Raw genomic sequence first — 24,763 nt, 5'->3', positions numbered from 1 at the left:
GGGAATACAGCTTGGCAGCGTATAAGCGAGAAATGGTTCGCCATCAAGGAAGGGAAGTCCGCAAAGGCGTGCCTGCAGGGAATCTGGTCTTATTTTTCAAAAACATCATTCAACTTCATTCTCCAGCTGAAATCACGTTTGTCTGCATTGGTACGGATCGTTCCACCGGGGATGCTCTGGGTCCACTGACAGGAAGTTTACTGCAAGAGAGTGGAATGGAGAACGTGATTGGCACGCTGACTTCCCCTTGTGATGCAGATACGTTGGAAAAGAAATTGGCAATTATTCCTGCACACCATGCCATCATAGCGATTGATGCATGTCTGGGTCCAAAGCATGCGGTAGGTACATACTATCTCTCGAATAACCCACTCATTCCCGCCCAATCGGTCGGAGGCAAGCTACCCCCTGTTGGACAATACAGTGTAGCAGCTGTGGTTAATGCAAATGGACCAAGGCCCTATTCCATTTTGCAGATGACCTCGCTTCACTTGGTCATGGGGATGTCCCGAACGATTGCAGACGCCGCAATTGAAGCATGGAAATGGAGACAAACGTTTCATTCATGATATGTAGGCTTAATAATATACAACCTGAATTATATCATTCGCGCAGAGAGAGGGATTTATATGGAAAAAGTGATGTGTGATGGAACGACGATTTGTTATGCCGAACAAGGTAAGGGAGAAGCACTCATTTTGCTCCACGGATACTGTGGCAGTTCATCGTATTGGGATGAGGTCGTACCTGAACTGGCACGCAGCTATCGCTGTATCGTACCTGATCTGCGTGGACACGGAAAAACAGATGCACCTGTAGGAAGTTATACCATCGAACAGATGGGCAACGATGTATTACAGTTGATGGACGAGTTGAATGTGGAAAAAGCGGTCCTTCTGGGACACTCGATGGGGGGATACATTGCGCTCTCGATCGCACAGCGCCATCCAGAACGCCTGAATGCATTTGGTCTGATTCATTCCACAGCCTATCCGGACAGTGAAGAAGCCAAGGAGAAACGCCTTCGCGCTGTATCCACCATTCAGACCGAAGGTATCGTGAATTTTGTAGATGGACTCGTTCCCGGCCTATTCGCACCAGAACATGTGGAGACATTATCTACGCAAGTAACACGTGTGAAGGAAATTGGTTACCAGACTGCACCCCAAGGTGCTGTCGGCGCTGCACTTGCTATGCGGGAACGGCCGGATCGCCGCGATGTGTTATCGGCTACACCTTTACCTGTATTGCTGGTTGCAGGAGAGAAGGATGCTGTTATCCCGCCAGAACGTACATTTACAAGTGACAAGCCACATATCGTGCAAGCCGTGATTGCGGGTGCGGGTCATATGAGCATGTATGAAGCTCCTGAAGAGTTAATTCAGGTCATTAAACAATTTATGGCTGGATTATCGAAATAATTGATGAAGTGATTTATGTTGATATCATTAGGGCGTGTCTGAAAACTCCGAAGGAAGTAGATTTTACTGAATTTTCGTTCCAAGCAAGGAAGTTTTCCGCAGGCGTGCCGGGGCACGTCAAGGGGAAGTGACGTAGCATGGGGCGAAAAGGCGGTAAAAGATGCACTTCAGCGAGTTTTGAGACACGTCCTAGAATCATAGTTTGGTTTCTGGATGATTCTACCTCTTGTGGAGGAGGAGTAACCAGTTCCATTTCAACCGAGCCCCTGCCACGTCCCTTTGGGATAGGCAGGGGTTTAGTGTGTTCATGGCCAGAGCAAAGACACGCGTGTCTTGTTTTTGGCTTTTTGTCATGGCATGAATTAAAATAAATATAAAGGAACGATATGAGAACGATTGGATGTATAGGGTCGAAGGATGAGGGGGCATACAGCATGTTCAGAAAAGATTATCTGCTCCGCATGATGGAGGAAATGACTGAAGCAATTGGCAAAGTGTTCACGCTCAAACAGCAGCGTAAGCATACCGAGGCATTGTCTGAGTTGGATGAGCTGATGCGCAGGCAGTTTGGGTTGAACTTATCTCTACTGAATTCATTGCCAGCGGAGGATGTTATTGAAATGTTCCGTTTTCGCGGAATGATTGAGGTAGACAATCTGCAGCAGGCCGCGAGGCTGATTGAAGAAGAGGCTTACATTTATCAAGAGAAGGCCAAAGTGGAAGGCATAGATGATCAGGAGAGAATGGACGCAGAGGATGAGGCTGTCATTCGATTGATGAGATCACTTCATTTTTACCTGTATGCATTGAATCATGGCGCCAATCCCCAGTTATTGAATGCACCGGAACGGGTGGAGGGTGTATTGGGGCTCACGAAAGAATATGTACTTCCTGCCCGGACTGAAAGACAGCTTGCCCTCTATCGTGAACAACAAGGACGTTACGACCAAGCAGAGAACAGTTGGTACAGATTGCTCCAGCTTGGTGATGAATTCCCGGTAAGCTACCGAGATGATGTACAGGCATTCTATGAAAGGTTGAGCCAACTCACAGATGAACAGCTGGAGCATGGTGGTTTGCCGCGTACCGAAGTTGAAGAGGGGTTAGCTGAACTAAGTCGTCAAGAGATGAACTCCTAAATATGGATAGGATCAAGGCCTGTTACATGCCTTTACTTGGAGAGGGAACGTAATTGTGGTATGGTAACGGTTGACCAAACCAAACCGAAAGTGAGATGTACCCCGTGGATTCATTGCGAAAGCTTATACAAGACATCTTTGAACAGAATTCGCTGATTACAGCGACCTGGAGCCAGCTGCGCAGACGGGACAATGTCTCGTATACCAAAGTGCAAGTCAAGCCGGTGACACTGAAGAATCAGCTGCATTATCAGTTTGCATTCCATTATAACAACAAAGTGCTGCACGAGAATTTGACTCCGGCTGAAGCGGCAGAGCGCATGACTTTGTTATGTGAAGAGACGTTTCGTCAAGGGCTGCTCTGTACGACCGAGGCAGACTATCAAATTTTGATCAGCAAAAAATATAAAGTATCCATTCTGACCAAATCTGCTTCCAAAACTGCGGTGGATCTGTCGCATAATCGCAAGAAGCAATATGTATTGGAAGAGGGAGTACCCGTATCGTTCCTCGTTGAACTTGGCATTATGAACGAAGAAGGTCGTGTGCTGGCCCGTAAATATGACAAGTTCAGACAGATCAACCGTTTCCTCGAAATGGTGCAGGATGTCATTCCACATCTGCCGGAAGGACGTCCACTGACCATCGTTGACTTTGGTTGCGGCAAGTCTTATCTGACATTTGCGTTATATCATTATCTGTCTGTACAACAACGTCGTTCACTCAAGATTATTGGGTTGGACTTGAAGGCAGATGTCATTGAACACTGTAATGATCTGGCTAATCGATTGCATTATGGCGATCTGAAGTTTCTGGTTGGAGACATCGCGGACTACGATGAATTGAATGAAGTGGATATGGTTGTCACGCTGCATGCCTGTGATACAGCCACCGATGCTGCTTTGGAGAAGGCAGTTCGTTGGGGGGCTTCTGTTATTCTGTCTGTTCCTTGCTGTCAGCATGAACTGTTTGACCAAGTAGAGGCTTCCGTGATGAATCCGTTATTGTCCCATGGTATTCTCAAGGAACGTTTTTCCGCACTGGCTACGGATGGGATTCGTGCCAAGTTGCTTGATCTGATGGGATACAAGACACAATTGCTTGAATTCATCGATATGGAGAATACGCCTAAAAACATATTGATTCGTGCTGTTCGCGGTCAGGCCGGCGAAGTGACGGAGATGTGGAATGAATATACGGCTTTCCGTGATTTCATTCATGCCGATCCATATTTGGAGCGGGCTTGTGCGGATTTGCTTCCTGGCGATGGCAAGCAGGCCGGCGTGAAATCAAAATCGAGCAAAGAAACCGTTCAAGATTCCGCAAATTGCGACCTTTGCTGAGTGTGCCAATGACAATCCAGGGACATACTGCAACTAGGGTCTCTGAATGTAAAATGATATTCAATGCACATACTTCGTAGCAAGCCACACCATAACTGTCAGATGTATATCAGGCAGAAGGACCCGTTATCGGGATCTTCTGTCTTTTTGTTATGCATACGGAGCGGTGGAAGGAAGGAGGGTGGAGATGAAGAATAGGACAATGGATAAGGGAGTTGTAAGGAATACAGAATATGTAGATAACAGGGACTTATGTAATGGGGACAGTAGGGGCAGTAGAGACAGTACATATAATAGGGAAGATACATACAACAAAGATCATATGTATAAAAAAGATGATACGTATAAAAAGGATGATAAAAATAATTCAAGTGGAGCTATCCAGACCGATGCGTCAGGGAGTTTTTCTCAAAGTTTGAGGTGTAAACGTTATTCAGGATCGGGGTGGACTGTTGGGTTAGGCATACTCTCCATTGTCTTGCTGCTTGCAGGATGTCTGAGTCGGGGACTGTACTATTCGGCTGATCTGTATCCTGTCCTTTTGATCGCAGCAGGAAGCATATTGATCATGATTGTGCTATTTCTTGTCGGTATTCGTCTAGAGAAAGAGCAAGAGCAGGAGCAAGGAAGAAAACAAGTACCTCTGTCACCGGTACATTGGCTAGGGAACAATGAACGAATGGTTTGGCGAATGATTCGAATCCCGGGGATGTGGTGGGTATTGTGGCCGCTGGGGATGATGACATGTTTTGGGGTACATGCGTGGGCAGGCTCGGTGAGTAAACAGGGCAGCATGGATGAGATGCTGCGGTGGAGCCTGCTTGCGCTATTTACTCTGCTCACCGCATTACTGGCTGCGCGCACGGATGGTGCGCGTTGGTTAGCCTGCGGTTGGCAGATGGCAGGCGGCTTGCTTGTGCTAAGCGGCATCCTTGCCGTGTGCGGGATATTGCCACTGCCCTTCGGGGTGATGCGGACTGCTGACCCCGAGATCAGCTCCGCCGGAGCAAGGCTCGGCGGATTATTGCAGTACCCAAATGCGTACGGTGCCGTTGTTGGCATGTACGCATTGGAGCGGCTGATAGCCGCCGCGCGAGTCATAGCCCGGCCTATGCCGGCCGGGCGACTCATCCCGGCAGTGCTGCCGCTCATGCCCGCGCAAGCCGCGCTCCTGCTGAGCGAGTCGCGCGGCGCTTGGCTGGCGACCGGCTGCGCCGCGGTCGCCGCCTTTGCTTTGCAGCGGCGCGGTGCCCGCTTGCCGCTGCTGCTGGCCACGGCCGCGCCACTGGCGTGCGCGGCCTGGCTGTACCGCCAGCTGGCTGCTGCCCAGCTGGCGCCTGCACCCGTGCCCGGCCTGCTGGCACTGGCCGGGGCATGGGCAGCTGCGCTGCTCGGCACGCTGCTGCTGTGCCGTCTATGGCACAGCGGCGCCGCCAAGGCTCCGCGCGCCGCTGCCCTGACGGCCATCGTGCTGGCGGGAGCCGCCGCCGCACTGATGGCCGTGGCCTCCACCGCCGATCGCCTCGCGGCGGGTGTCGGCACTGGGGTGTCCCGCCTACAGATGTGGCGGGACGCCCTCCAGCTGTGGACCGAGGCCGCATGGCTCGGCCACGGTGGAGACACATGGCGCAACATGTTCCGCGCCATTCAATCCTCGCCTTATGTCGGAGGCGAGGTTCACAACGGCCTGCTCGATCTCGCCCTGGACACGGGCATGATCGGCATCCTGCTTGTCGCAGGGTGGTTTCTCCTCACCCTGCGAAGCATCTTTCATTTTGCACCGCAGCTCATGCCATCCGTGCTTGTTTTTGGCCTGCATGGGGTGATGGACTTTGACTGGAGCTTTACATTATTTTGGATGCTCTTCATCTGGCTCGGTGCATGGGCAGTCGCATTGAAGACGGAAACAGAGGGGGTCCAGCGATCCGGCGTAACTGTGAAATACACTCCCATCAGATCTAAATCCAGATCCAGTTCTCTTTTCTTGCGATATTTACCAACCCAATCCCGTCCATTATCCGTCCCGATGCGTTCCTTCTTTCATATTCTTCAGCGAGTAACTGCTCGGCTAATAAGGGTATCCACAGTGATGATCATCCTTTTTTGGCTTGTTGGAACAGTCTGGCTGACCTCCCGATACGCTGTAGCAGAAGTGCAGTACCGTCAGGCGATGTCTGAACCGGATTGCACTCCAGCACAGAAGGTGCATCTTATGGCTGCTTTTCAATCGAATCCGAATCGACCGGATATCGTGATATCCTTTGCACGATCTCTACTGGGACGAGAAGCAGAGTCACTCCTTATGAGCAGCCTGTCCCATTTCCCGATGCACCCTCAGATTTACATCGAACTGGGACGATTGGCAGCCCAATTCGGCGAAGGACAGCAGGCTGGAGAATATTTTGAACAAGCGATCGCATTGAATCGGTATGATGGCATTAGCCAATCCACGGCTTTGTATTGGATGGAGCAGGCAGCGCGGCGGGAATGGAAGGCAGGATATAGAGATCGAGCCCGACAGACTGCCGCCGCTGGTGTCCGGATGTATGAACGGTATCAACTGCTGGCTGAGGAAGTGGAAGGAGGAGACGTTCGTAATGATCGTCGTTTTGTAATGGAAAAACATGCTCTAGGCTATGGAGAGAACCTGCGCAGGCTTGCTTCGGCTTCTTCTCCTCTCTTTACTCCAGAGTTGACCAAACGGAGCCCTTGAATCACTGCTGGATCTTGACGTTTACCTAAATCCTTGAATAAGACGCCTCAGATTCGTTACCGCTCGTGGGCTTGAGTATGAAAAATTACTCGGTGTTTATGTTCATACTTTCCAGCTCATATTCATACTCCCAGCTTATATTCATGCTCCCTGTGGTGGTCGGCTCCATGCTCTGCTCAATCCGCAAGCCAGAGGACGACCCTGAATTCCACCTGGAGCGAAGCTTTACATCGGAAGGGAGGAATTCGCATTTTTGTTGTCTCTATCGCTTGCTCGTACGGGAAGGAGGCATTAACATCACACGTTAAGGACACAGTGCCCTCCTTGGCTATTCCTAGCATGTTCAGATTCGCTTCAGCTTGGCTGCGTCTTTCAGTAGGTTTGAAGACACAGCTACCTGCCTCACTGCTGCATTCCTACAGACGATACCCGCCAAATGCATGCTGAAATGCATCTTTTAATGGTTCAACCTCAACTTCCCACATCACGGCGATCTCTGCACTGACATCCGTGTTCCACCACTCACATAATTTCTTGCGGTTGTCGCGATTCTCCCCAATCCAGAGCAGATTTGTGATCACCTTACCGTAATAATATTCTTCCGCCTGCTTCATCCGTTCGGGAGAGACATATACTTTTAGCCTTTTGGCTGTCCGGTACAATTCCTTGCTGCATGCTCTTCGAATTCCTCTTGCGGAAGGAAGGTTTTGACCAGATTGCGTATGTTTGACCGGCGGAGAACCGGGTATTGATTTGTGTGACATCTTCTCACGCTCCTCTCCCCATACCATATGCGCACTGCTGCGAACGGGACACTATCCCAATCTCGTGAAGTAGCAACGTCCACAGCCCTGTGATAAAATAGGGACGAACATCCATGGTGCGGAGGGGCACCGCCAATCAGGATGGAGAAAGAGGGTTGAGATGGACTTTATTCATAACCTTGTTGGCCAATTGTTCGATTGGATTCAAAGTCTTGGGTACTTTGGAATCATGCTTGGATTAATGTTGGAAGTTATCCCAAGCGAAATTGTGCTGGCGTATGGAGGTTTTCTCGTTTCACAAGGTAATATCAACTTCTTCGGTGCTATGATTTTTGGTACGGTGGGCGGTGTGATTGCCCAGTTATTTATTTACTGGATTGGCCGTTATGGCGGCAGACCTGTACTTGAACGCTACGGTAAATACATACTCATCCAGAAAAAACACATCGACCATTCCGAGGAGTGGTTCCGCAAGTATGGTACAGGTGTCATTTTCACAGCGCGTTTTGTTCCGGTGGTAAGACATGCAATCTCCATCCCGGCTGGCATCACGAAAATGCACACAGGCAAATTCATCTTGCTTACTACACTCGCTGTTATACCTTGGACTGCATTGTTTATATATTTAGGGATGATTCTTGGAGATCAATGGAAGCATATTGATGAGAAAGCGGCACCATATGTTATGCCTATTTTGCTTGTCGCTCTCGCCCTTATGATCGTTTATGTACTTATTAAATGGATGAATGTTCGTAAAAAGAAAGGAAGTGTCTAGTCATGGGTAAACCCAACTTGTCTCACAAATTCGGTAAAGGTCTGCCACCGAAAGATTTTATCGAGAGTATGACCAAGAACCAAAGTGAATTCCAGGCCAATTATGATAGCTTTACTTGGTCGAACGAAGAGGATCGTGAGTTTTTTGAGAGTCTGAATCATCGCGATGATCTGCGTGTGTTAATTCTGGCTGCGGACTGGTGCGGGGATGTTGTCCGTAATATTCCGGTTGTGTTCCAGGCGCTTGAAATCTCAGGAATCCCAACAGAAGTTCTGATTATGGAGAACCATCCGGAAGTGATGGATGAGTTCCTGACGATGGGTGGCCGTTCTGTGCCAGTCGTTATTTTTGCAGATACAGGTGGTCATGTGTTAGGTCAGTGGGGACCTCGTCCGCAGCATGTACAGGAAGTCATGATTGAATTTAAACGCCTTAATCCAGATCGTGAAGCAGCAGATTATCAAGAAAATCTGGCAGTAGCGCGTCAAGAGATTGGTAAACGTTATGGGGAAGGAACGGAGTCACATGCGGCCATTATCCGTGAGCTGCGTGAACTGATTTCGGGTTACTAAGCCGATATGCTTAACATTCGTACGTTTACACTAGGCCCGCTTCAGACCAATGCGTATCTCCTACAAGGAGATGATCCGGGCAAAGCCGTCATTATCGATCCAGGCATGAATCCAGGGCCGCTGCTTAAGGCGATCCAAGACTTGGAGATTGAAGCCATTCTCCTCACTCATGCTCATTTTGATCATATGGGCGGGGTAGATGAGATCCGTAAATTGAAGGGATGTCCCGTTTATCTTCATGATTTGGAGAGTGACTGGCTCACTACCCCGAAATTAAATGGATCTTTGAATTGGCCGCAGGCGACACCACCGCTTTCGACAGATCCTGCTGAATATGCCATGGACGAAGGGCAGAAGCTGAATCTGATTGGTCATACGTTTAAAGTGTTCCATACACCTGGACATTCCCCAGGCAGTGTAAGTTTGCTTTGTGATAACGACCTGTTTGCGGGTGATGTGCTGTTCCGCATGGGTGTGGGCAGAACGGACCTGACAGGAGGGCGTGAACGGGATCTGATTGATTCAATCCAGAACAAGCTTTACACCTTTGCTGATGAGGTTAAAGTATATCCAGGTCATGGTCCCAAAACGACCATTGGTTATGAGAAGCAGAACAATCCTTACGTGTCCGCAAGATAATCCGACATGATATGTGAAGAAAGTCTGGACAAGTGACAACTTTTTCATTAGAATAGCAATTAGTTGTTACAAGCGTTAAGGCATCATCTAACTGAAGCATTACCAAGAAACACCCAACCTCGCGAAGCACGCAGACTGTGGTCTATACCCGGTTTGCGTTCTTTTTTTGTTTTCAGCCCCTTTTTATCGCAGAATTAGCCTTTTTTACGCTACATAGAGATGCAAGATGCGATTCATCACAAGCCAGTTTGAGACCAATAGCAAGTTAGCAGCAAATACAGATTGATTTAGAAATAATAAATTTAAGAAATAGTAGATCATGAGAGTGGGGAATATCAAAGTGGAGAAACCAAGAGTTATTCCGTTGGGACAGCGTGTCGAGTATCCGATCGTTGAAGAAAACCGTCGTATATTGGAAAGTGGGAAAAGAGAAACGGGTACTGAGCGAGCTTTAATACATAACCCTAGCTTGCCCAATAAAGTGATGAAGTCTCAGCAGAATATATGGACAAGCCGTGTTTTAAGAAACGGAGCCCGCAACCAACCGTGGTTCGACAAGCTGCAGGATTACCGGAATCAAGTCTGATTGCCCGGGAAATTGTCGGGTTTAATTTTTTTTGGTTTCATTGAACGTTTTTGTGGAGCCTGTCGTATTAACTCCAGATTGAACGGGAAGCAGGTGATTTCATGATAAAGGCAGCTGAGCTGGAAGAGGTACGCAGAGCAGTATCGGGAGACGATAGCGCACTCGCAGCGTTGTTGCAACGTCACTACACGTTTGTGTATAAGTATCTTGTCAAAGTTACGATGGACGCTAACCTCGCAGAAGAGACGGTGCAGGATACGATGATTCGTTGTATGGAAAATATTCATCGATATGACGGCACGTCTGCCTTTTCATCATGGATGATCACCATTGCGACCCGCATCTATATCGATAAGACAAGACGTAAGAAGAGAGAACAGAACTGGCTTGCTCTCATCCGGGATCAGGCTGTACGTCGATTCCGCTGGCAGCTTGAGACTCGGAATGAAGAATGGACAGATGTCATGGATGCGATGACAAGACTGACACCCGAACATCGTGTTGCAGTGCTACTGAAGCATTATTATGGATACGGGTATGACGAGATCGGGGAAATGCTGGGTATTCCTGCCGGAACGGTGAAGTCACGCACAGCTTATGGTCTCCGTCAGTTAAGAAAGGAGCTGGAATAAGGATGGGCAGATCAGATGATGCACAAGAACAAGAAGTTGTAGAACGATTGCAGCAACACATGAAAGTGCTGGATGATGCATTTGAGCCGACAAGTATTCCTTCTTTGGGTGCACTTGAAGCCCAAGTCAGGGAACGGAGACAGATTAGACGTCGAGCCAATTGGATCGAGATGATATGTTTCTGGTTGGTTGGATTGCTTGCCATTACCTTCGGGGCATTATTTTTTGCATCTGCTCCAGCTCTATACCTGGGAATCCAGGCTCTTGGTACAGCTGTTGCGGTGATTTTGGTTGTGATTTGGGCTGGACGGCGCCGGAAGGAGGTTCGTCATGAATAAAATGCATTATTCATTGGATGAGATTTCTCCACTATGGCTTACATTGCTTGGCATTTTTCTCCTGGTTCAGGGCACATGGATTTTTCAGGACGCACGCAGACGTGGACGTTTCCCTTGGTTATGGGGATTATGGGGAATCACCGGATTTCCCACGCCGCTCATTATATACTGGTTTGTCGTGATTCGATCACAGCGCAAGCCAGGTGCACGTAATCTGAAATAACATCATTTTAAAAATGGAAAAAAGATTTTGCACAAATATGTTGTTTAATTCTAGTATTCCTAGACATCGTTATTCTTTTCTAGTAGACTATACAGATAAATATTAATGATAGACTACCAGGAGGTTAGACGATGCTGCGATTAGGAGAGAAGGTTGTCATCGTCGCGGATGCGTTTGAGCAGAATCTTCCTGTGGGGGAATATGGTTTCATCATCGCTTATGACCGGAATCCGGACAATGCGTTCGATTACGTGCTTCGAGTGCCGCAGGTAAACCGGAACTTTTTTGTTCCATCCGGCGACGTCGATCTGGAAGAGGTTCTGCTGAAGCAGGAAGCTGAGCGGGTCGAGCGAGAAGCGTTGATAGATTACGCCCTTGCGACACACAATGAGAAGCTGTTTCATCATCTGATGAACGGAGATTTTCAAGCTGTGGAAGAGGAAGAGGAAACCGCGAACGATGTTATGTCACAGGCGGATTTTATAAAGCAGGTTAATCTGCGTGCATGGATCTAGAATTTTAAGAGTCGGCTGATGCCGGCTCTTTTTTATTTTATAAGTTTGATTTTAGCTTCCCGGAAGCCCGTCAGGTCATTTGCATTGAATTGTCGAACTATCTCACCTATAATGAAAAAAGTTATCTTGAGACTTTAGCCCGTTAAACGAGCGATTCGTTTCAGGTCGTTTCGGGAATCAGAACGAATGAAGGAGGCATCCGCTAATGAGTATTTCGAATAATGACGTTCAGCATGTGGCCAAGCTGGCCCGGCTCAACTTGACTGCTGAAGAAGAACAGACCCTGACAGGTCAGCTGAACGCGATTTTAAAATATGCAGAAAAGCTGAATGAGCTGGATACGGAAGACATCGAACCCACCACTCACGTTCTGCACGTAAGCAATGTTATGCGTGAAGATGAGACCAAAGAAAGCCTGTCGATTGAACAGGTGATGCGCAATGCACCGGAAGAAGAAGACGGGCAGTTTAAAGTGCCTGCTGTAATGGAATAACGGATAACCGGAAGGAGGACAAACACTGTGAGTTTATTTGAACAATCGTTGCCTGAGTTACATAACAAGCTGCATGCCAAAGAACTGTCGGTCAGCGATCTGGTGGATCAGGCGTATCAGAACATTGGCGCGCATGATGATAAAGTTAAGGCATATTTGGCTCTGGATGAAGAACAAGCACGCGCTCGTGCACGTCAACTGGACGACCGTCTGGTTAGCGGCGAGGAGAAAGGTTTGCTTTTTGGTCTGCCTGTAGGTATTAAGGATAACATCGTTACGAACGGACTGCGCACGACGTGTGGTAGCCAATTCCTTCGTAATTTCGACCCGGTGTATGACGCGACAGTTGTCGAGAAATTGAAAGCTGCGGACACCGTAACTATTGGTAAACTTAACATGGACGAATTCGCCATGGGCGGCTCCAATGAGAATTCAAGTTTCTCCCCTGTACGTAATCCATGGGCACTGGATCGTGTTCCAGGAGGTTCCAGCGGTGGTTCAGCAGCAGCTGTGGCTGCGGGAGAAGCGTACTTCACGCTTGGATCAGATACAGGTGGCTCCATCAGACAGCCTGCTTCGTATTGTGGTGTTGTTGGATTGAAGCCAACGTACGGACTTGTTTCCCGCTTTGGATTGGTTGCATTTGCATCATCCCTGGATCAGATTGGTCCTTTGACGAAAAATGTTGAAGATTCTGCTTATGTATTGCAGGCCATTGCTGGTTATGACGCCAAAGATTCGACATCTGCAAAAGTAGAGATCCCGGATTATTTGAGTGGACTGACAGGTGATGTTAAAGGGCTTCGCATTGCCGTTCCGAAAGAATACATCGGTGAAGGCGTAGATCCACAAGTGAAAGAGACAGTTTTGTCTGCATTGAAAGTTCTTGAAGGGCTCGGGGCAACATGGGAAGAAGTATCCCTTCCGCATACCGAATATGCGGTAGCTACGTATTACCTGCTGGCATCTTCAGAGGCTTCTTCCAACTTGGCACGATTTGATGGTGTGCGTTATGGCGTACGTGCTGACAATCCGGATAACTTGCTGGATCTGTATCATCAGTCCCGCAGTCAAGGCTTTGGTCCGGAAGTGAAACGACGTATCATGCTCGGAACGTATGCACTCAGCTCGGGTTACTATGATGCCTATTATCTGAAAGCACAGAAGGTACGTACATTGATCAAACAGGATTTCGACAATGTATTTGCCAAATATGATGTGATTATCGGACCAACTGCGCCAACTACGGCGTTCAAACTGGGTTCACAGGTGGATGATCCACTTACGATGTATCTGAACGATATTTTGACGATTCCGGTTAACCTTGCTGGTGTACCTGCTGTTAGCATTCCATGTGGATTCTCGGATGGATTGCCTGTTGGGCTGCAAATTATCGGTAAAGCCTTTGATGAAACAACCGTATTGCGTGTAGCGCATGCGTTTGAACAAAATACAGAATTCCACAAGCAGCGTCCGCAGCTGTAGACTGCCCGGAACGGAGGAATATAGAAATGTCCGCATCTAAATATGAAACGGTCGTTGGACTTGAAGTCCACGTGGAGTTGCATACCAACTCCAAAATTTTCTGCGGCTGCTCCACAGCTTTTGGAGCTCCGCCGAATACACATACCTGCCCGGTCTGTCTCGGACATCCGGGCGTACTGCCTGTACTGAATCGTCAGGCGGTAGACTACGCTATGAAGGCAGCGATGGCCCTGAATTGTACGATTGCTGATGTCAGCAAGTTTGACCGTAAAAACTACTTTTATCCCGATTCACCAAAAGCTTATCAGATCTCGCAATTTGATCAACCAATCGGTGAGAACGGCTGGATTGATATCGAAGTGAATGGTGAAACGAAACGAATTGGCATCACACGTCTTCACTTGGAAGAAGATGCAGGGAAGCTTACACATATCGATGGCGGATACGCGTCTTTGGTGGACTTCAACCGTGTCGGTACACCACTGGTGGAGATTGTATCCGAACCTGAGATTTCTTCTCCGGAAGAAGCGCGTGCGTATCTTGAAAAATTGCGTGCAATCATGCAGTACTGTGATGTATCGGACGTGAAGATGGAAGAAGGTTCACTGCGTTGTGACGCCAACATCAGTTTGCGTCCACATGGACAGGAGAAGCTGGGAACAAGAGCCGAACTGAAAAACATGAACTCCTTCCGTGGTGTTCAGCGTGGTCTCGAATATGAACAATATCGCCAAGCTGAAATTCTGGATGATGGTGGTGAAGTGGTTCAAGAGACACGTCGTTGGGACGAAGCTCAAGGGAAAACACTGTCGATGCGTGGTAAGGAACAGGCGCATGACTACCGTTATTTCCCGGACCCGGATCTCGTGAAGCTGCATATTGATGCAGCCTGGAAAGAGCGCATCAAGGCTACCATACCTGAGCTCCCAGACGAACGTAAAGCTCGTTATACGGCTGATTACGGATTGCCTAGCTATGATGCAGAGGTTATTACTTCATCCAAGGCTATAGCTGATCTTTTCGAAGATAGCTTGAAATTCACTCAGGATGCCAAATCCGTATCCAACTGGATCATGGGCGACTTGCTGGGTTACCTGAATACGAGCAATCTTGAGGTGACTCAGGTCCCACTGACAGGTCAAGGCTTGGGTGAGATGATCGGACTGCTGGAGAAGGGCACTATTAACAGCAAAATCGCCAAAACGGTATTCAAGGAAATGCTGGAGAGCGGCAAGCTTCCACAGCAGATCGTTGAAGAGAAAGGTCTTGTGCAGATTAGTGATGAAGGTGCCATTCTTGCCATCGTTGAGCAGGTTGTAGCGAATAACCCACAATCCGTGGAAGACTATAAAGCTGGTAAACAAAAAGCCATTGGCTTCCTTGTTGGTCAGGTTATGAAAGAAAGTAAAGGCAAGGCGAATCCCGCTCTAGCCAACCAACTGCTTGCAGATGTACTGAACCGCTAATCCTTCCGGTGAGGCCGGACAGAAAGAGGCTCGTCCCTGTGACAGCCTCTTTTTGGTATTGATAGATACAAATGTATTTCGGACGGGGGAAAGGATATGAACATTCAACCATTGTCACTGCGTGATCTGGAGACGTTGGGACAGTTATGGAGACTACAACATGTAGCTTATCGATTGGAAGCCGAAATCATCGGATTTCAGGAGATTCCTCCTTTGATGGATACGATGGAGACACTTCGGGATTGTGGAGAGAGTTTTTATGGTTGTATCCATGATGACGGAGAGCTTATCGGGGCTGTCGCTGTAGCGGAGGAAGAGGAGAATACACTGACCATTACACGAATGATGGTGCACCCGGATCACTTTCGCAAGGGAATTGCGGCATCTTTGATGACGTATGTGTTGGAACAGCATGCGGATCTTCCGCGTTATATCGTCTCCACAGGAATGCTGAATCAACCCGCAGTGAATCTGTACACCAAATTTGGTTTTAATCCTGTGGAAGTCACACAGATTGCACCTGGAGTGGAATTAACGACTTTTCACAAGAATAAACTTTAATAATATTAACAACTTGAGGAGGAATACCGACTTTGGGCGATCCCTGGTTCATTGATGAGTGGCACATTTTATTACGATTATTGCTGGCTATGCTGCTTGGAGGGCTCGTAGGCCTGGAGCGGGAACGGTCCAATCATGCTGCCGGTTTGCGTACCCATATCCTGGTATGTCTTGGCTCTGCACTGATTATGATGTTGTCTGTTTATGGCTTTAAAGATTTTGCTAATGAATTAAATGTAAGGATCGATCCAGCGCGTCTGGCTACTGCTGTAATTACTGGTGTCGGATTCCTGGGAGCAGGGACAATTCTCTTTACGGGAAAATCCATTACCGGACTGACTACAGCTGCTTCAATCTGGGTTGTTGCAGCCATTGGGCTCGCAGCAGGTGCGGGATTCTTTTTTGCATCGATCGTATCCACTGTCCTGGTATTGCTTAATCTCTGGGTATTTAACAAACTGGAGCTGAGGTATTTACGAGGGAACAAGATGCATGTCGTTACACTTCATACGTTGTCAGAACCCGGTTTTCTGGAACAACTGTCTTCATGTATGGAGCAGGAGAAGATCAAGATCCGTAAAATTACTGTGAATGAACAAGACCTGGCATATGCAGAGATGGTGTCGGTTGAACGTAAAATTGAGATTGTATTACATGTCCAGGTACCGCATGATTTCCAAACGGTAGGCTTGGTATCCAAGTTACGACAATGGGAACACGTTACCAAGGTGTCGATCGAATAAATGAATTACAACCCTCCACAGGCCAGTAGTGCCGGAGGGTTTTTGGTCATATCCATATTTCTTCCAGTTACTCTCCTTGCTCTTTAGGGTACTATCTAACCAAATGCATGAAGAGCGGAAGGTCAGATCAGAAGAGAGGAGTATGTTATGAAACGGAGACGTCAATTGAACAAAAAAACCCGTATAGTTCAGACCAAACCGGTCAGAAATCGGGCTCACAAGTTTATTGCGGGATTACTGAGTGCCATTATTCCTGGCCTGGGTCATATTTATCTGAGATTGTACATGAGGGGTTTGACCTTTATGCTGCTTGTTTTGCTTGATCTGTCAGCAGTGTTGTACTTCTCATCCATTGGAATACAGATCAATGTGCCATTGCTCATCTTGCTGGCTTTGTGTATCCCGGTTATTTACTTTTACAATGTATATGATGTGTTGCAATCTGCAGATTGGGTCATGATGCGCAGACGTAGAGCAGTGACCCAGGCAACTTCGGACAAGCCGATAACCAATGAACGTTCTACAGGAGATGCAATGATGGTCTGGGAGAGAGGCATATCGTTTGGATTACTTCTGATTGTGGGAGGGTCTTTGATGGTGCTGTTTTTCCGCAAACCACGTTGGTTTCAAGAGATTCTCGCCATGTACGGTGGATATTCATTTGCGATTCTCATGATCGTAGGCGGTTTGCTTCTGTTTGGTCGTGAGTTCTGGGTGATGTTGAACAAGAAAAAAATGTAGTGGAAATGATACGAGGAGGGAACGTGATGAACCGTAAAGTCCGGGTTGGCCGCTATACGGCTGCCGCCTTAATCATAGCGGTCGGTGTGCTGTTGATTTTGGATAAACGGTGGGGAACTGACTATGTATATGAGATGGTGGACTGGTGGCCATTTTCGCTCGTTGTTTTAGGTGTTGAATATATTGCGCTGTTCCTGTGGACACGCAGAAGAAACAAGGTGCAATCGGATAACCCGAGCAATCCTGATGAGCAAATCAAAGTACGTTTCAGACCCGATGCCAAAGGCATTCTAACCTCACTGATTTTGGCGGCTTCCGTATTTATCGTCACCGAGCAGGATCACTACATGCACTTATGGAATAGAGTGAGTCTAAATCTCGGAGCGGCATCCATGGACTACAGTCAAGCGGCAGGATATATGGAGGATAAGGGCACGATTCGTGTACCTGTTCGCATGGATACGTCAGATCTGGTGGTCGAAGGTGTCAACGGAGATATCTCGGTACAACGCGGAGATACAGATGAGATTGAAGTACGTACGGTGATCTGGGTAGATCAGACGACGGAAGTACAGGCAAAGGCCGTTGCAGCAGCCTCTTTTGTAGAGACCGATGGTACAAAAGTAATTTATATCAAAGCTACAGGCAAGACGTATGGAGACAATGAAAAAACGCAGCCACGGATGAATCTTACCATTACGATCCCGGATGATCGTCGTTTTAATCTGGATATTCGAACTTCCAATGGAGCCATATTATTAAACCGTCCGGAAGCCATTAGTACCATACTGGCCGAAACGGGTAATGGACGTATCCGGATTACCAATGCTGTTGGAGATATCTCCGGGAAAACGTTGAATGGGGATGTCATTGTAGCCAATGCCATTGGTAATGTCGATCTGGACAGTAACCGTGGAGACATGAAGGCTCGCGGTATTTCCGGCGATGTAGATCTTGCTACACAAGTGGGAAGTATCAGTATTGCGGACTCCGTTGGTGAATTCACCGCAGAGACACGCAACGGCAATATTACGCTGGATGGAGCCAATCTGGGAATCAAAGCCCAATCGCTTAATGGCAGTATTAACATCGTATCTACCAAAGTCGGAGGGGACTGGGATGTGTACAGTGCTGTGGGAGCCATTAACGTATTACTTCCTGATCGTGGAGACTACAGTCTTGCGGGTTCCAGCAGTTATGGAGATCTAAGTACGGATCTGCCTTTCAAAGTACAGAATAAAACGATAGAAGGCCAGCTCGGTGAGGGTGAGTACAGGGTGAAAATCGAAGGCAACAGTGATCTTACCATTCAGAGTAACCCGGCTGTATCTACGCCTGAAACAGTTACACCTGATTCTGAAGATACGGCTGAGAATCTGGAACAGACTACCGAGGACGGACCAAATTCCCAGGAGGATTCTACAGAGGTTCCTTGACTGCCGCGTTGACAATAAACTTGTAATCGCCGTACAATAAATATACACTGGCAAGATTACACGGCATGAAAGATGGATTGTCGTTTTTAATGGCCGGGAATCAACTCTGAGCGAGGAGACAGTAACTTACTCTTCACCAGAGAATGAAAGGTAAGGCGGTGGGTTTTATGGCAACACGTGTCCAACATGCGTTGGAGCATCTGAAAACGACCGGTGTCCGTATTACACCCCAGCGTCATGCCATATTGAACTATCTGATGGAATCCATGGGGCATCCGACAGCCGATGAAATTTACCGAGCCCTTGAACCCCAATTTCCCAGTATGAGCGTGGCAACGGTATATAATAATTTGAAGATGTTTCTGGAAGCTGGCATGGTCCGGGAATTGACATACGGAGATAATTCAAGTCGCTTCGATGCCAATGTGACGGATCATTATCATGTTATCTGTGATCAATGCGGCAAGATTGAAGACTTCAGCTATCCTTCACTCAAAAGTGTAGAGCTTCAGGCGGAGTCTAGTACAGGATTCGAAGTACACGGTCACCGATTGGAAGTATATGGCGTTTGCAAAAGTTGCAGGGATTAAGAGAGTTGAATTACAATATTAACGTGCAGAATTCAGTATGGATTCTTCACGTTTTTTTTTTAGCATTTATGCAAAATGCTCATCTTTATAACAACTTATGCGCACATCCTTATGATCAGCATAATTAACGGAGGTAGACGTTTGGGTAGAAAAAGCAGATATACACGTCAGAAGCGACGTTCATTTTGGCCCGGTTTTCTCGGGGCTTGTCTGATCGCAGGGGGGGCTTACTGGCTTATAACAAATGTATGGTTGAACCAGACCCATGAAGACCCCGACTGGGTAGGAAGAAGCCAGCCTATTTTTGTAGATGGGCAACTGATGGATGGAGACGCTCTGGGTACAGGAGATCAACTCAAGTTGCCTGTAGATGTGCTGCAAGAAGCAATTGATGCAGGCATACGTTATGAATCAGAATCGGGAGATATCATTATTGCCTCTCCTCAGCGAGTCCTTCATATGAAAGATGGAAGCACACAAGCAGAACTTAATCACAAAGATTATCCCATGACAGTTAAGCCTGAGGTTAAGGACGGAGAAGCCTATATTCCGCTCAAACCTTTGAAAGAAGTATATGGCATAACCGTACAGGAAGATTCAGTAACAGGTGCTGTGCTGCTGATGCGTGGAGGGGACATGATTCAGTATGCAGAGATTGATACGTTATCATCCAAAGCGGACAAGACGGTGCCGTTATATAAACGTGGGGGAGAATCCTCACCAATCATTGCCGATATGGAAAAGGATGCAAGGGTACGTGTATGGCAGACGGGTGATAAACAGAGTTTTGTTCAACTCGATAATGGATATGCCGGATATGTAGATAATGATTATATTGTCCTCACCGAGAAAAAGAAGGTGGACTTGCCCAAGTATACGCTGACTGCAGCAGAGAAGAAGTGGCAGAATAAACCGGTAAATCTGGTTTGGGAAGCCGTGTACAATCGTCAGCCTGATGTGGGCTCTATCGGTAAAATGCCAGGTGTGAATGTGGTCAGCCCCACATGGTTTCATATTACGGATGGACAGGGCACTGTGAAAAGCAAGGGAAACCAAGCTTATGTGAACTGGGCTCACCGTTCGGGTATGGAAGTATGGGGACTCATGGATAACAGCTTTGATCCGGACGTTACAAAAGAAGCTGTAGCTTCTTACGAGACACGCACTCATATTATTGAGCAGATGTTGGAGTATGCACAGATGTATCAACTGGACGGTATCAACATCGACTTTGAGAACGTGTATACCGATGACGGGCCGAACATTACGCAATTTGTGCGCGAGATCAAGGCGATGGCACGTATACATGGATTGATGTTATCGATCGATGTAACACCAAAATCAAATAGTGAGATGTGGTCCGCTTTTCTGGATCGCCGTGCATTAGGTTCTTTTGCAGACTATGTTATTGTGATGGCTTATGATGAACATTGGGCGGCCAGTCCCAAGGCAGGTTCGGTAGCGTCTCTGCCTTGGACCGAGGCTTCCATGAGACGCATACTTGAGGAGGATGAAGTCCCTTCTAACAAGTTAATCATGGCGGTTCCACTCTATACCCGGATATGGACGGAAGAGACGAATGATCAGGGTGAGGTTAAAGTGTCTTCCAAAGCGGTGGGCATGAATGCCATTGTGGAGCTGATCCAAGAGAAGAAACTCAAATCTGAACTGGATCAGGCAAGTGGACAGAACTATGTGGAATATAAGGAAGACGGAGCTACCAAGAAAATATGGATCGAAGATGCCGTGTCCCTTCAGGCGCGGGTGGATTTGATTGCTTCGTTGAAGCTGGGCGGAGTAGCTGCGTGGAATCGGAGTTTTGCTAATGCCTCTGCATGGGAGGTATTAAAGCAGGCCGGTTACCAGAAATAATTTACTCGAACTCAGAGTGTCTGATTGCTTTAATTTATTTTCGCTAAGCTCAAAGTTTCTCCTTGGGTACCATCATACGTGCAGTCTACCGTTTTATTGGTCGTAGAACTTATAATTTAACTTCATATTTTAGCTATTGATAACAGCAATAAGGACTCACTTATAAGCCAAGTCCAAAAAGGTCCGGTAAACATACCGGGCCTTTTTTTTGTTCTTCAATGAAATTAAGGGAAAAGAAATTTAGCGGTTGGAGATCATTTCATGCTAACCATCGGTGGGGGGGACTTGTGTAGAAGGCGCTTTCAGTTGTTGACTGGTCATATTGGCTTTATTAGGGTCCAGGGTGAGGATGGTATGACAGAACATACAACGATCTGTTTTGCCAAGCATTTTGGTTAACTTCCCGCATTCCGGACAGTCGACTTGTACTGCACTGGTGGAGAGCATACCCGCCCAGAAATAAATGGCTAGACTGGCCATCATGGCAATCAGTCCGATGACGAGCCCTACAGCTGCGAAGACCTTGCCTGCATGTCCCCAGAAAACTATCCCGGCTGTTCCCAGTATCATTAGGCCCATACCTAGCATGGTCAGTAGTAATCCCCAAGTGCGAAAAGCATTAATTTTTGCTGATTTAAAAATCATGAAAAATGCTCCTATCGTATGAGTAGTATCGGACCTGGAAAAGAAGGAAACTTCAGTCTGGATGTAGAATTACATTATAACTGACTTGGCGCTTATCTGCCATGAAATGTATGGAGGGAATCGTGGAATTAAAGAACCTTGCTTTTTTGTCCGAACAGTCGGAAGAGACAGGGGCAGTTGGGGCTATCGCTTATTCCCACCCGGGAGAGCGATTCCACGGCTCCCTAATTCAAGATTTCGAATTATTAGTACTTGTTGTTCATAATGATGATCAATTGAAGTCGGCAGTGGGACATTACAGATATGGTGATCTTCGTTATCAGATGATCTATGCGAGCCGTCATGAATTAAAGAGTAGTGTAGTTACCGGGAATCATAATAATCTCACCCAGTGTCTGATTGAAGGTGAGATTATCTGGGAAGCGGACAGCGCCTTAAGTGATTTGCGAGAAGAACTGTCTACCTTTGGGGCAGAATTGCGTGAGCAGAAGTTGCTTCATGAATTCACCAGTTTCTTGAGAATGTACGTGGAGGCCAAACGTCATATTCAGGAAGGTCATGTTGTAGACGCCTATTACAATGTATTAGAGGCTCTGGGGAACTGGGCAAGAATTGTATTGATTGAACAGGGGATATACCCGGATCATGCCGTCTGGACACATGTGCAGAATCTGGATCGCGCTTTATGGAAACTATATCAAGAGCTTACCGTAAGCTCGGAGACGCTGGAGCAGCGAGTAGAGCTTGTCCTGCTTGCCTGTGAGTTTTCGGTAATGTCCAAAATGAGTGAATGCTCAGAACTGCTGTTGCGTGTGTTAAGAAGTCGCAAGGAGCCGTGGAGCATGAATGAACTTGTTCATCATCCGCAGTTAAGATTTGTTCGAGAAGATCTGCCTTTGGTGATACGTAAGCTGGTCTTTCGTTCTATTGTAAAAGAATCGGCAGGATGGCCATCGATCGGAGGAGAGGGCCGGGAGATTCGGTATTGGATTGAGGCATAACCTTCTCCAGAAGCCTGACAATATATTGATCACATAAGGGAGGGGAAACCTTCCTTTTTTGTTTGTTTAATAATTTATAAAAAGATGTTGACTCTCATTCACGATATATGATACATTATATTTCGTTCCCCAAACGAGATTATCGCCAACAAATGATAATTTCTTCAGAGGAAAGTGAAGAACTAAAGCTTCAAAAAAAGAAATTAAAAAAAGTTCTTGACGAAAACAAACGAAATGTGTTACATTATTTAAGTCGCCGCCGAAACTTGGTTGAGACGAAAAAGAAGTAAAACAAATCGTGTTTGATCTTTGAAAACTGAACAACGAGTGAGTAAACATTCTGCTTGCAGAATGAACGCGAAAGTTAGAGACAAGCCTTGGCTTGAATCGACTGGAGCACAAATGAGATTTTTAATCTCGTCAGATTCAAAATGAGCTTATCGCTCTTTTCAATACTTTATTGGAGAGTTTGATCCTGGCTCAGGACGAACGCTGGCGGCATGCCTAATACATGCAAGTCGAGCGGACTTGATGAGAAGCTTGCTTCTCTGATGGTTAGCGGCGGACGGGTGAGTAACACGTAGGCAACCTGCCCTCAAGTTTGGGACAACTACCGGAAACGGTAGCTAATACCGAATAGTTGTTTTCTTCGCCTGAAGGAAACTGGAAAGACGGAGCAATCTGTCACTTGGGGATGGGCCTGCGGCGCATTAGCTAGTTGGTGGGGTAACGGCTCACCAAGGCGACGATGCGTAGCCGACCTGAGAGGGTGATCGGCCACACTGGGACTGAGACACGGCCCAGACTCCTACGGGAGGCAGCAGTAGGGAATCTTCCGCAATGGGCGAAAGCCTGACGGAGCAATGCCGCGTGAGTGATGAAGGTTTTCGGATCGTAAAGCTCTGTTGCCAGGGAAGAACGCTTGGGAGAGTAACTGCTCTCAAGGTGACGGTACCTGAGAAGAAAGCCCCGGCTAACTACGTGCCAGCAGCCGCGGTAATACGTAGGGGGCAAGCGTTGTCCGGAATTATTGGGCGTAAAGCGCGCGCAGGCGGTCATTTAAGTCTGGTGTTTAATCCCGGGGCTCAACCCCGGATCGCACTGGAAACTGGGTGACTTGAGTGCAGAAGAGGAGAGTGGAATTCCACGTGTAGCGGTGAAATGCGTAGATATGTGGAGGAACACCAGTGGCGAAGGCGACTCTCTGGGCTGTAACTGACGCTGAGGCGCGAAAGCGTGGGGAGCAAACAGGATTAGATACCCTGGTAGTCCACGCCGTAAACGATGAGTGCTAGGTGTTAGGGGTTTCGATACCCTTGGTGCCGAAGTTAACACATTAAGCACTCCGCCTGGGGAGTACGGTCGCAAGACTGAAACTCAAAGGAATTGACGGGGACCCGCACAAGCAGTGGAGTATGTGGTTTAATTCGAAGCAACGCGAAGAACCTTACCAGGTCTTGACATCTGAATGACCGGTGCAGAGATGTACCTTTTCTTCGGAACATTCAAGACAGGTGGTGCATGGTTGTCGTCAGCTCGTGTCGTGAGATGTTGGGTTAAGTCCCGCAACGAGCGCAACCCTTATATTTAGTTGCCAGCACTTCGGGTGGGCACTCTAGATAGACTGCCGGTGACAAACCGGAGGAAGGTGGGGATGACGTCAAATCATCATGCCCCTTATGACCTGGGCTACACACGTACTACAATGGCCGGTACAACGGGCTGCGAAATCGCGAGATGGAGCCAATCCCAACAAAGCCGGTCTCAGTTCGGATTGCAGGCTGCAACTCGCCTGCATGAAGTCGGAATTGCTAGTAATCGCGGATCAGCATGCCGCGGTGAATACGTTCCCGGGTCTTGTACACACCGCCCGTCACACCACGAGAGTTTATAACACCCGAAGTCGGTGGGGTAACCGCAAGGAGCCAGCCGCCGAAGGTGGGATAGATGATTGGGGTGAAGTCGTAACAAGGTAGCCGTATCGGAAGGTGCGGCTGGATCACCTCCTTTCTATGGAGAATCGTTTCCTGCAACGGAAACATTCAAAACTGCAGCTTAGCTGCAAAACAC

The 24,763-nt window shown here is 47.6% G+C and carries 25 protein-coding genes and 1 rRNA gene; 24 read left to right on the top strand and 2 right to left on the bottom strand.

The genetic code is table 11. The annotated features are described in order from the left end of the window. Positions 1-11 precede the first annotated feature (11 nt). The 5 genes from yyaC (at position 12) to MKZ13_RS26260 (ending at position 6,616) form a co-directional block, all read left to right on the top strand. Positions 12-569, top strand: coding sequence for a spore protease YyaC (yyaC, locus tag MKZ13_RS26280; protein WP_339179403.1), 558 nt, complete (start codon positions 12-14; stop codon positions 567-569). Positions 570-629: 60 nt separating this feature from the next. Beyond that, positions 630-1,421 carry an alpha/beta hydrolase gene (locus MKZ13_RS26275; protein WP_339179400.1) on the top strand — a complete coding sequence of 264 codons (792 nt, stop codon included), beginning with the start codon at positions 630-632 and terminating at the stop codon, positions 1,419-1,421. 434 nt (positions 1,422-1,855) lie between these two features. Beyond that, positions 1,856-2,560 (top strand): DUF6483 family protein, encoded by a 705-nt coding sequence (locus tag MKZ13_RS26270; RefSeq protein WP_339179396.1) that lies wholly within the window; start codon positions 1,856-1,858, stop codon positions 2,558-2,560. Positions 2,561-2,655: 95 nt separating this feature from the next. Continuing rightward, a complete protein-coding gene (locus tag MKZ13_RS26265) occupies positions 2,656-3,903 on the top strand; it encodes an SAM-dependent methyltransferase (protein WP_237178254.1) in 1,248 nt (415 codons plus the stop codon). A 322-nt stretch (positions 3,904-4,225) separates the two neighbouring features. Then, positions 4,226-6,616 carry an O-antigen ligase family protein gene (locus MKZ13_RS26260; RefSeq protein WP_339179392.1) on the top strand — a complete coding sequence of 797 codons (2,391 nt, stop codon included), beginning with the start codon at positions 4,226-4,228 and terminating at the stop codon, positions 6,614-6,616. A gap of 416 nt (positions 6,617-7,032) precedes the next feature. Here MKZ13_RS26260 and MKZ13_RS26255 read toward each other — a convergent pair whose 3' ends face one another. Beyond that, positions 7,033-7,380 carry a dehydrogenase gene (locus tag MKZ13_RS26255; RefSeq protein WP_076212629.1) on the bottom strand — a complete coding sequence of 116 codons (348 nt, stop codon included), beginning with the start codon at positions 7,378-7,380 and terminating at the stop codon, positions 7,033-7,035. A gap of 160 nt (positions 7,381-7,540) precedes the next feature. Here MKZ13_RS26255 and MKZ13_RS26250 point away from each other — a divergent pair, with 160 nt between their 5' ends. The 17 genes from MKZ13_RS26250 to MKZ13_RS26170 all read left to right on the top strand — a co-directional run bounded on the left by MKZ13_RS26250 (position 7,541) and on the right by MKZ13_RS26170 (position 21,047). Beyond that, positions 7,541-8,155, top strand: a complete 615-nt coding sequence (locus tag MKZ13_RS26250; protein ID WP_036607012.1) for a DedA family protein — start codon at positions 7,541-7,543, stop codon at positions 8,153-8,155. Positions 8,156-8,157: 2 nt separating this feature from the next. Further along, the gene (locus tag MKZ13_RS26245) at positions 8,158-8,727 is read left to right on the top strand and encodes a thioredoxin family protein (protein WP_017692292.1); all 570 of its coding nucleotides are present in this window, start codon (positions 8,158-8,160) and stop codon (positions 8,725-8,727) included. A 6-nt stretch (positions 8,728-8,733) separates the two neighbouring features. Further along, positions 8,734-9,366 carry an MBL fold metallo-hydrolase gene (locus tag MKZ13_RS26240; RefSeq protein ID WP_036607016.1) on the top strand — a complete coding sequence of 211 codons (633 nt, stop codon included), beginning with the start codon at positions 8,734-8,736 and terminating at the stop codon, positions 9,364-9,366. A gap of 340 nt (positions 9,367-9,706) precedes the next feature. Beyond that, a complete protein-coding gene (locus tag MKZ13_RS26235) occupies positions 9,707-9,952 on the top strand; it encodes a hypothetical protein (protein ID WP_339179387.1) in 246 nt (81 codons plus the stop codon). 101 nt (positions 9,953-10,053) lie between these two features. Beyond that, entirely contained in the window at positions 10,054-10,584 is a 531-nt protein-coding gene (sigY, locus tag MKZ13_RS26230; protein WP_076212623.1) for an RNA polymerase sigma factor SigY, read from the top strand. A 2-nt stretch (positions 10,585-10,586) separates the two neighbouring features. After that, positions 10,587-10,922, top strand: a complete 336-nt coding sequence (locus tag MKZ13_RS26225) for a YxlC family protein (protein ID WP_237178258.1) — start codon at positions 10,587-10,589, stop codon at positions 10,920-10,922. Then, positions 10,915-11,145 carry a sigmaY antisigma factor component gene (locus MKZ13_RS26220; RefSeq protein WP_339179380.1) on the top strand — a complete coding sequence of 77 codons (231 nt, stop codon included), beginning with the start codon at positions 10,915-10,917 and terminating at the stop codon, positions 11,143-11,145. The genes MKZ13_RS26225 and MKZ13_RS26220 overlap by 8 nt, the downstream gene beginning before the upstream one ends. A gap of 131 nt (positions 11,146-11,276) precedes the next feature. Next, positions 11,277-11,660, top strand: a complete 384-nt coding sequence (locus MKZ13_RS26215; RefSeq protein ID WP_024631336.1) for a hypothetical protein — start codon at positions 11,277-11,279, stop codon at positions 11,658-11,660. Between the two features lie 205 nt (positions 11,661-11,865). Beyond that, on the top strand, positions 11,866-12,153 hold the full coding sequence (gene gatC, locus MKZ13_RS26210) for an Asp-tRNA(Asn)/Glu-tRNA(Gln) amidotransferase subunit GatC (protein WP_036607033.1): 288 nt from the start codon (positions 11,866-11,868) through the stop codon (positions 12,151-12,153). 27 nt (positions 12,154-12,180) lie between these two features. Then, the gene (gatA, locus tag MKZ13_RS26205) at positions 12,181-13,638 is read left to right on the top strand and encodes an Asp-tRNA(Asn)/Glu-tRNA(Gln) amidotransferase subunit GatA (protein WP_036667997.1); all 1,458 of its coding nucleotides are present in this window, start codon (positions 12,181-12,183) and stop codon (positions 13,636-13,638) included. Between the two features lie 26 nt (positions 13,639-13,664). Then, positions 13,665-15,104 carry an Asp-tRNA(Asn)/Glu-tRNA(Gln) amidotransferase subunit GatB gene (gatB, locus tag MKZ13_RS26200; RefSeq protein WP_062836483.1) on the top strand — a complete coding sequence of 480 codons (1,440 nt, stop codon included), beginning with the start codon at positions 13,665-13,667 and terminating at the stop codon, positions 15,102-15,104. A 96-nt stretch (positions 15,105-15,200) separates the two neighbouring features. Then, the gene (locus MKZ13_RS26195) at positions 15,201-15,665 is read left to right on the top strand and encodes a GNAT family N-acetyltransferase (protein ID WP_339179376.1); all 465 of its coding nucleotides are present in this window, start codon (positions 15,201-15,203) and stop codon (positions 15,663-15,665) included. A gap of 32 nt (positions 15,666-15,697) precedes the next feature. Beyond that, positions 15,698-16,408 carry an MgtC/SapB family protein gene (locus tag MKZ13_RS26190; RefSeq protein WP_211084372.1) on the top strand — a complete coding sequence of 237 codons (711 nt, stop codon included), beginning with the start codon at positions 15,698-15,700 and terminating at the stop codon, positions 16,406-16,408. 147 nt (positions 16,409-16,555) lie between these two features. After that, complete coding sequence (locus tag MKZ13_RS26185) at positions 16,556-17,149, top strand: hypothetical protein (RefSeq protein WP_339179369.1); 594 nt, start codon at positions 16,556-16,558, stop codon at positions 17,147-17,149. A 26-nt stretch (positions 17,150-17,175) separates the two neighbouring features. Beyond that, positions 17,176-18,585 carry a DUF4097 family beta strand repeat-containing protein gene (locus tag MKZ13_RS26180; protein ID WP_339179367.1) on the top strand — a complete coding sequence of 470 codons (1,410 nt, stop codon included), beginning with the start codon at positions 17,176-17,178 and terminating at the stop codon, positions 18,583-18,585. 167 nt (positions 18,586-18,752) lie between these two features. Next, positions 18,753-19,175 (top strand): peroxide-responsive transcriptional repressor PerR, encoded by a 423-nt coding sequence (gene perR / locus MKZ13_RS26175; RefSeq protein WP_026081471.1) that lies wholly within the window; start codon positions 18,753-18,755, stop codon positions 19,173-19,175. Positions 19,176-19,316: 141 nt separating this feature from the next. After that, positions 19,317-21,047, top strand: a complete 1,731-nt coding sequence (locus MKZ13_RS26170) for a glycosyl hydrolase family 18 protein (RefSeq protein WP_339179365.1) — start codon at positions 19,317-19,319, stop codon at positions 21,045-21,047. A 264-nt stretch (positions 21,048-21,311) separates the two neighbouring features. Here MKZ13_RS26170 and MKZ13_RS26165 read toward each other — a convergent pair whose 3' ends face one another. Then, positions 21,312-21,692: a DUF2614 family zinc ribbon-containing protein gene (locus MKZ13_RS26165; RefSeq protein ID WP_221820841.1), complete on the bottom strand. Its 381-nt coding sequence runs from the start codon at positions 21,690-21,692 to the stop codon at positions 21,312-21,314. A 122-nt stretch (positions 21,693-21,814) separates the two neighbouring features. Between MKZ13_RS26165 and MKZ13_RS26160 the strand changes: the two genes are divergently transcribed. Together MKZ13_RS26160 and MKZ13_RS26155 are read left to right on the top strand one after the other, a co-directional pair. After that, on the top strand, positions 21,815-22,693 hold the full coding sequence (locus tag MKZ13_RS26160; protein ID WP_036607052.1) for a nucleotidyltransferase-like protein: 879 nt from the start codon (positions 21,815-21,817) through the stop codon (positions 22,691-22,693). Between the two features lie 457 nt (positions 22,694-23,150). Beyond that, positions 23,151-24,703: ribosomal RNA gene (locus MKZ13_RS26155) — 16S ribosomal RNA — on the top strand. Positions 24,704-24,763 lie beyond the last annotated feature (60 nt).

It is taken from the genome of Paenibacillus sp. FSL R5-0701 (assembly GCF_037973995.1).
In the GTDB taxonomy this organism is placed as follows: Bacteria; Bacillota; Bacilli; order Paenibacillales; family Paenibacillaceae; genus Paenibacillus.
This window is presented reverse-complemented; position numbering and strand designations above follow the sequence as displayed.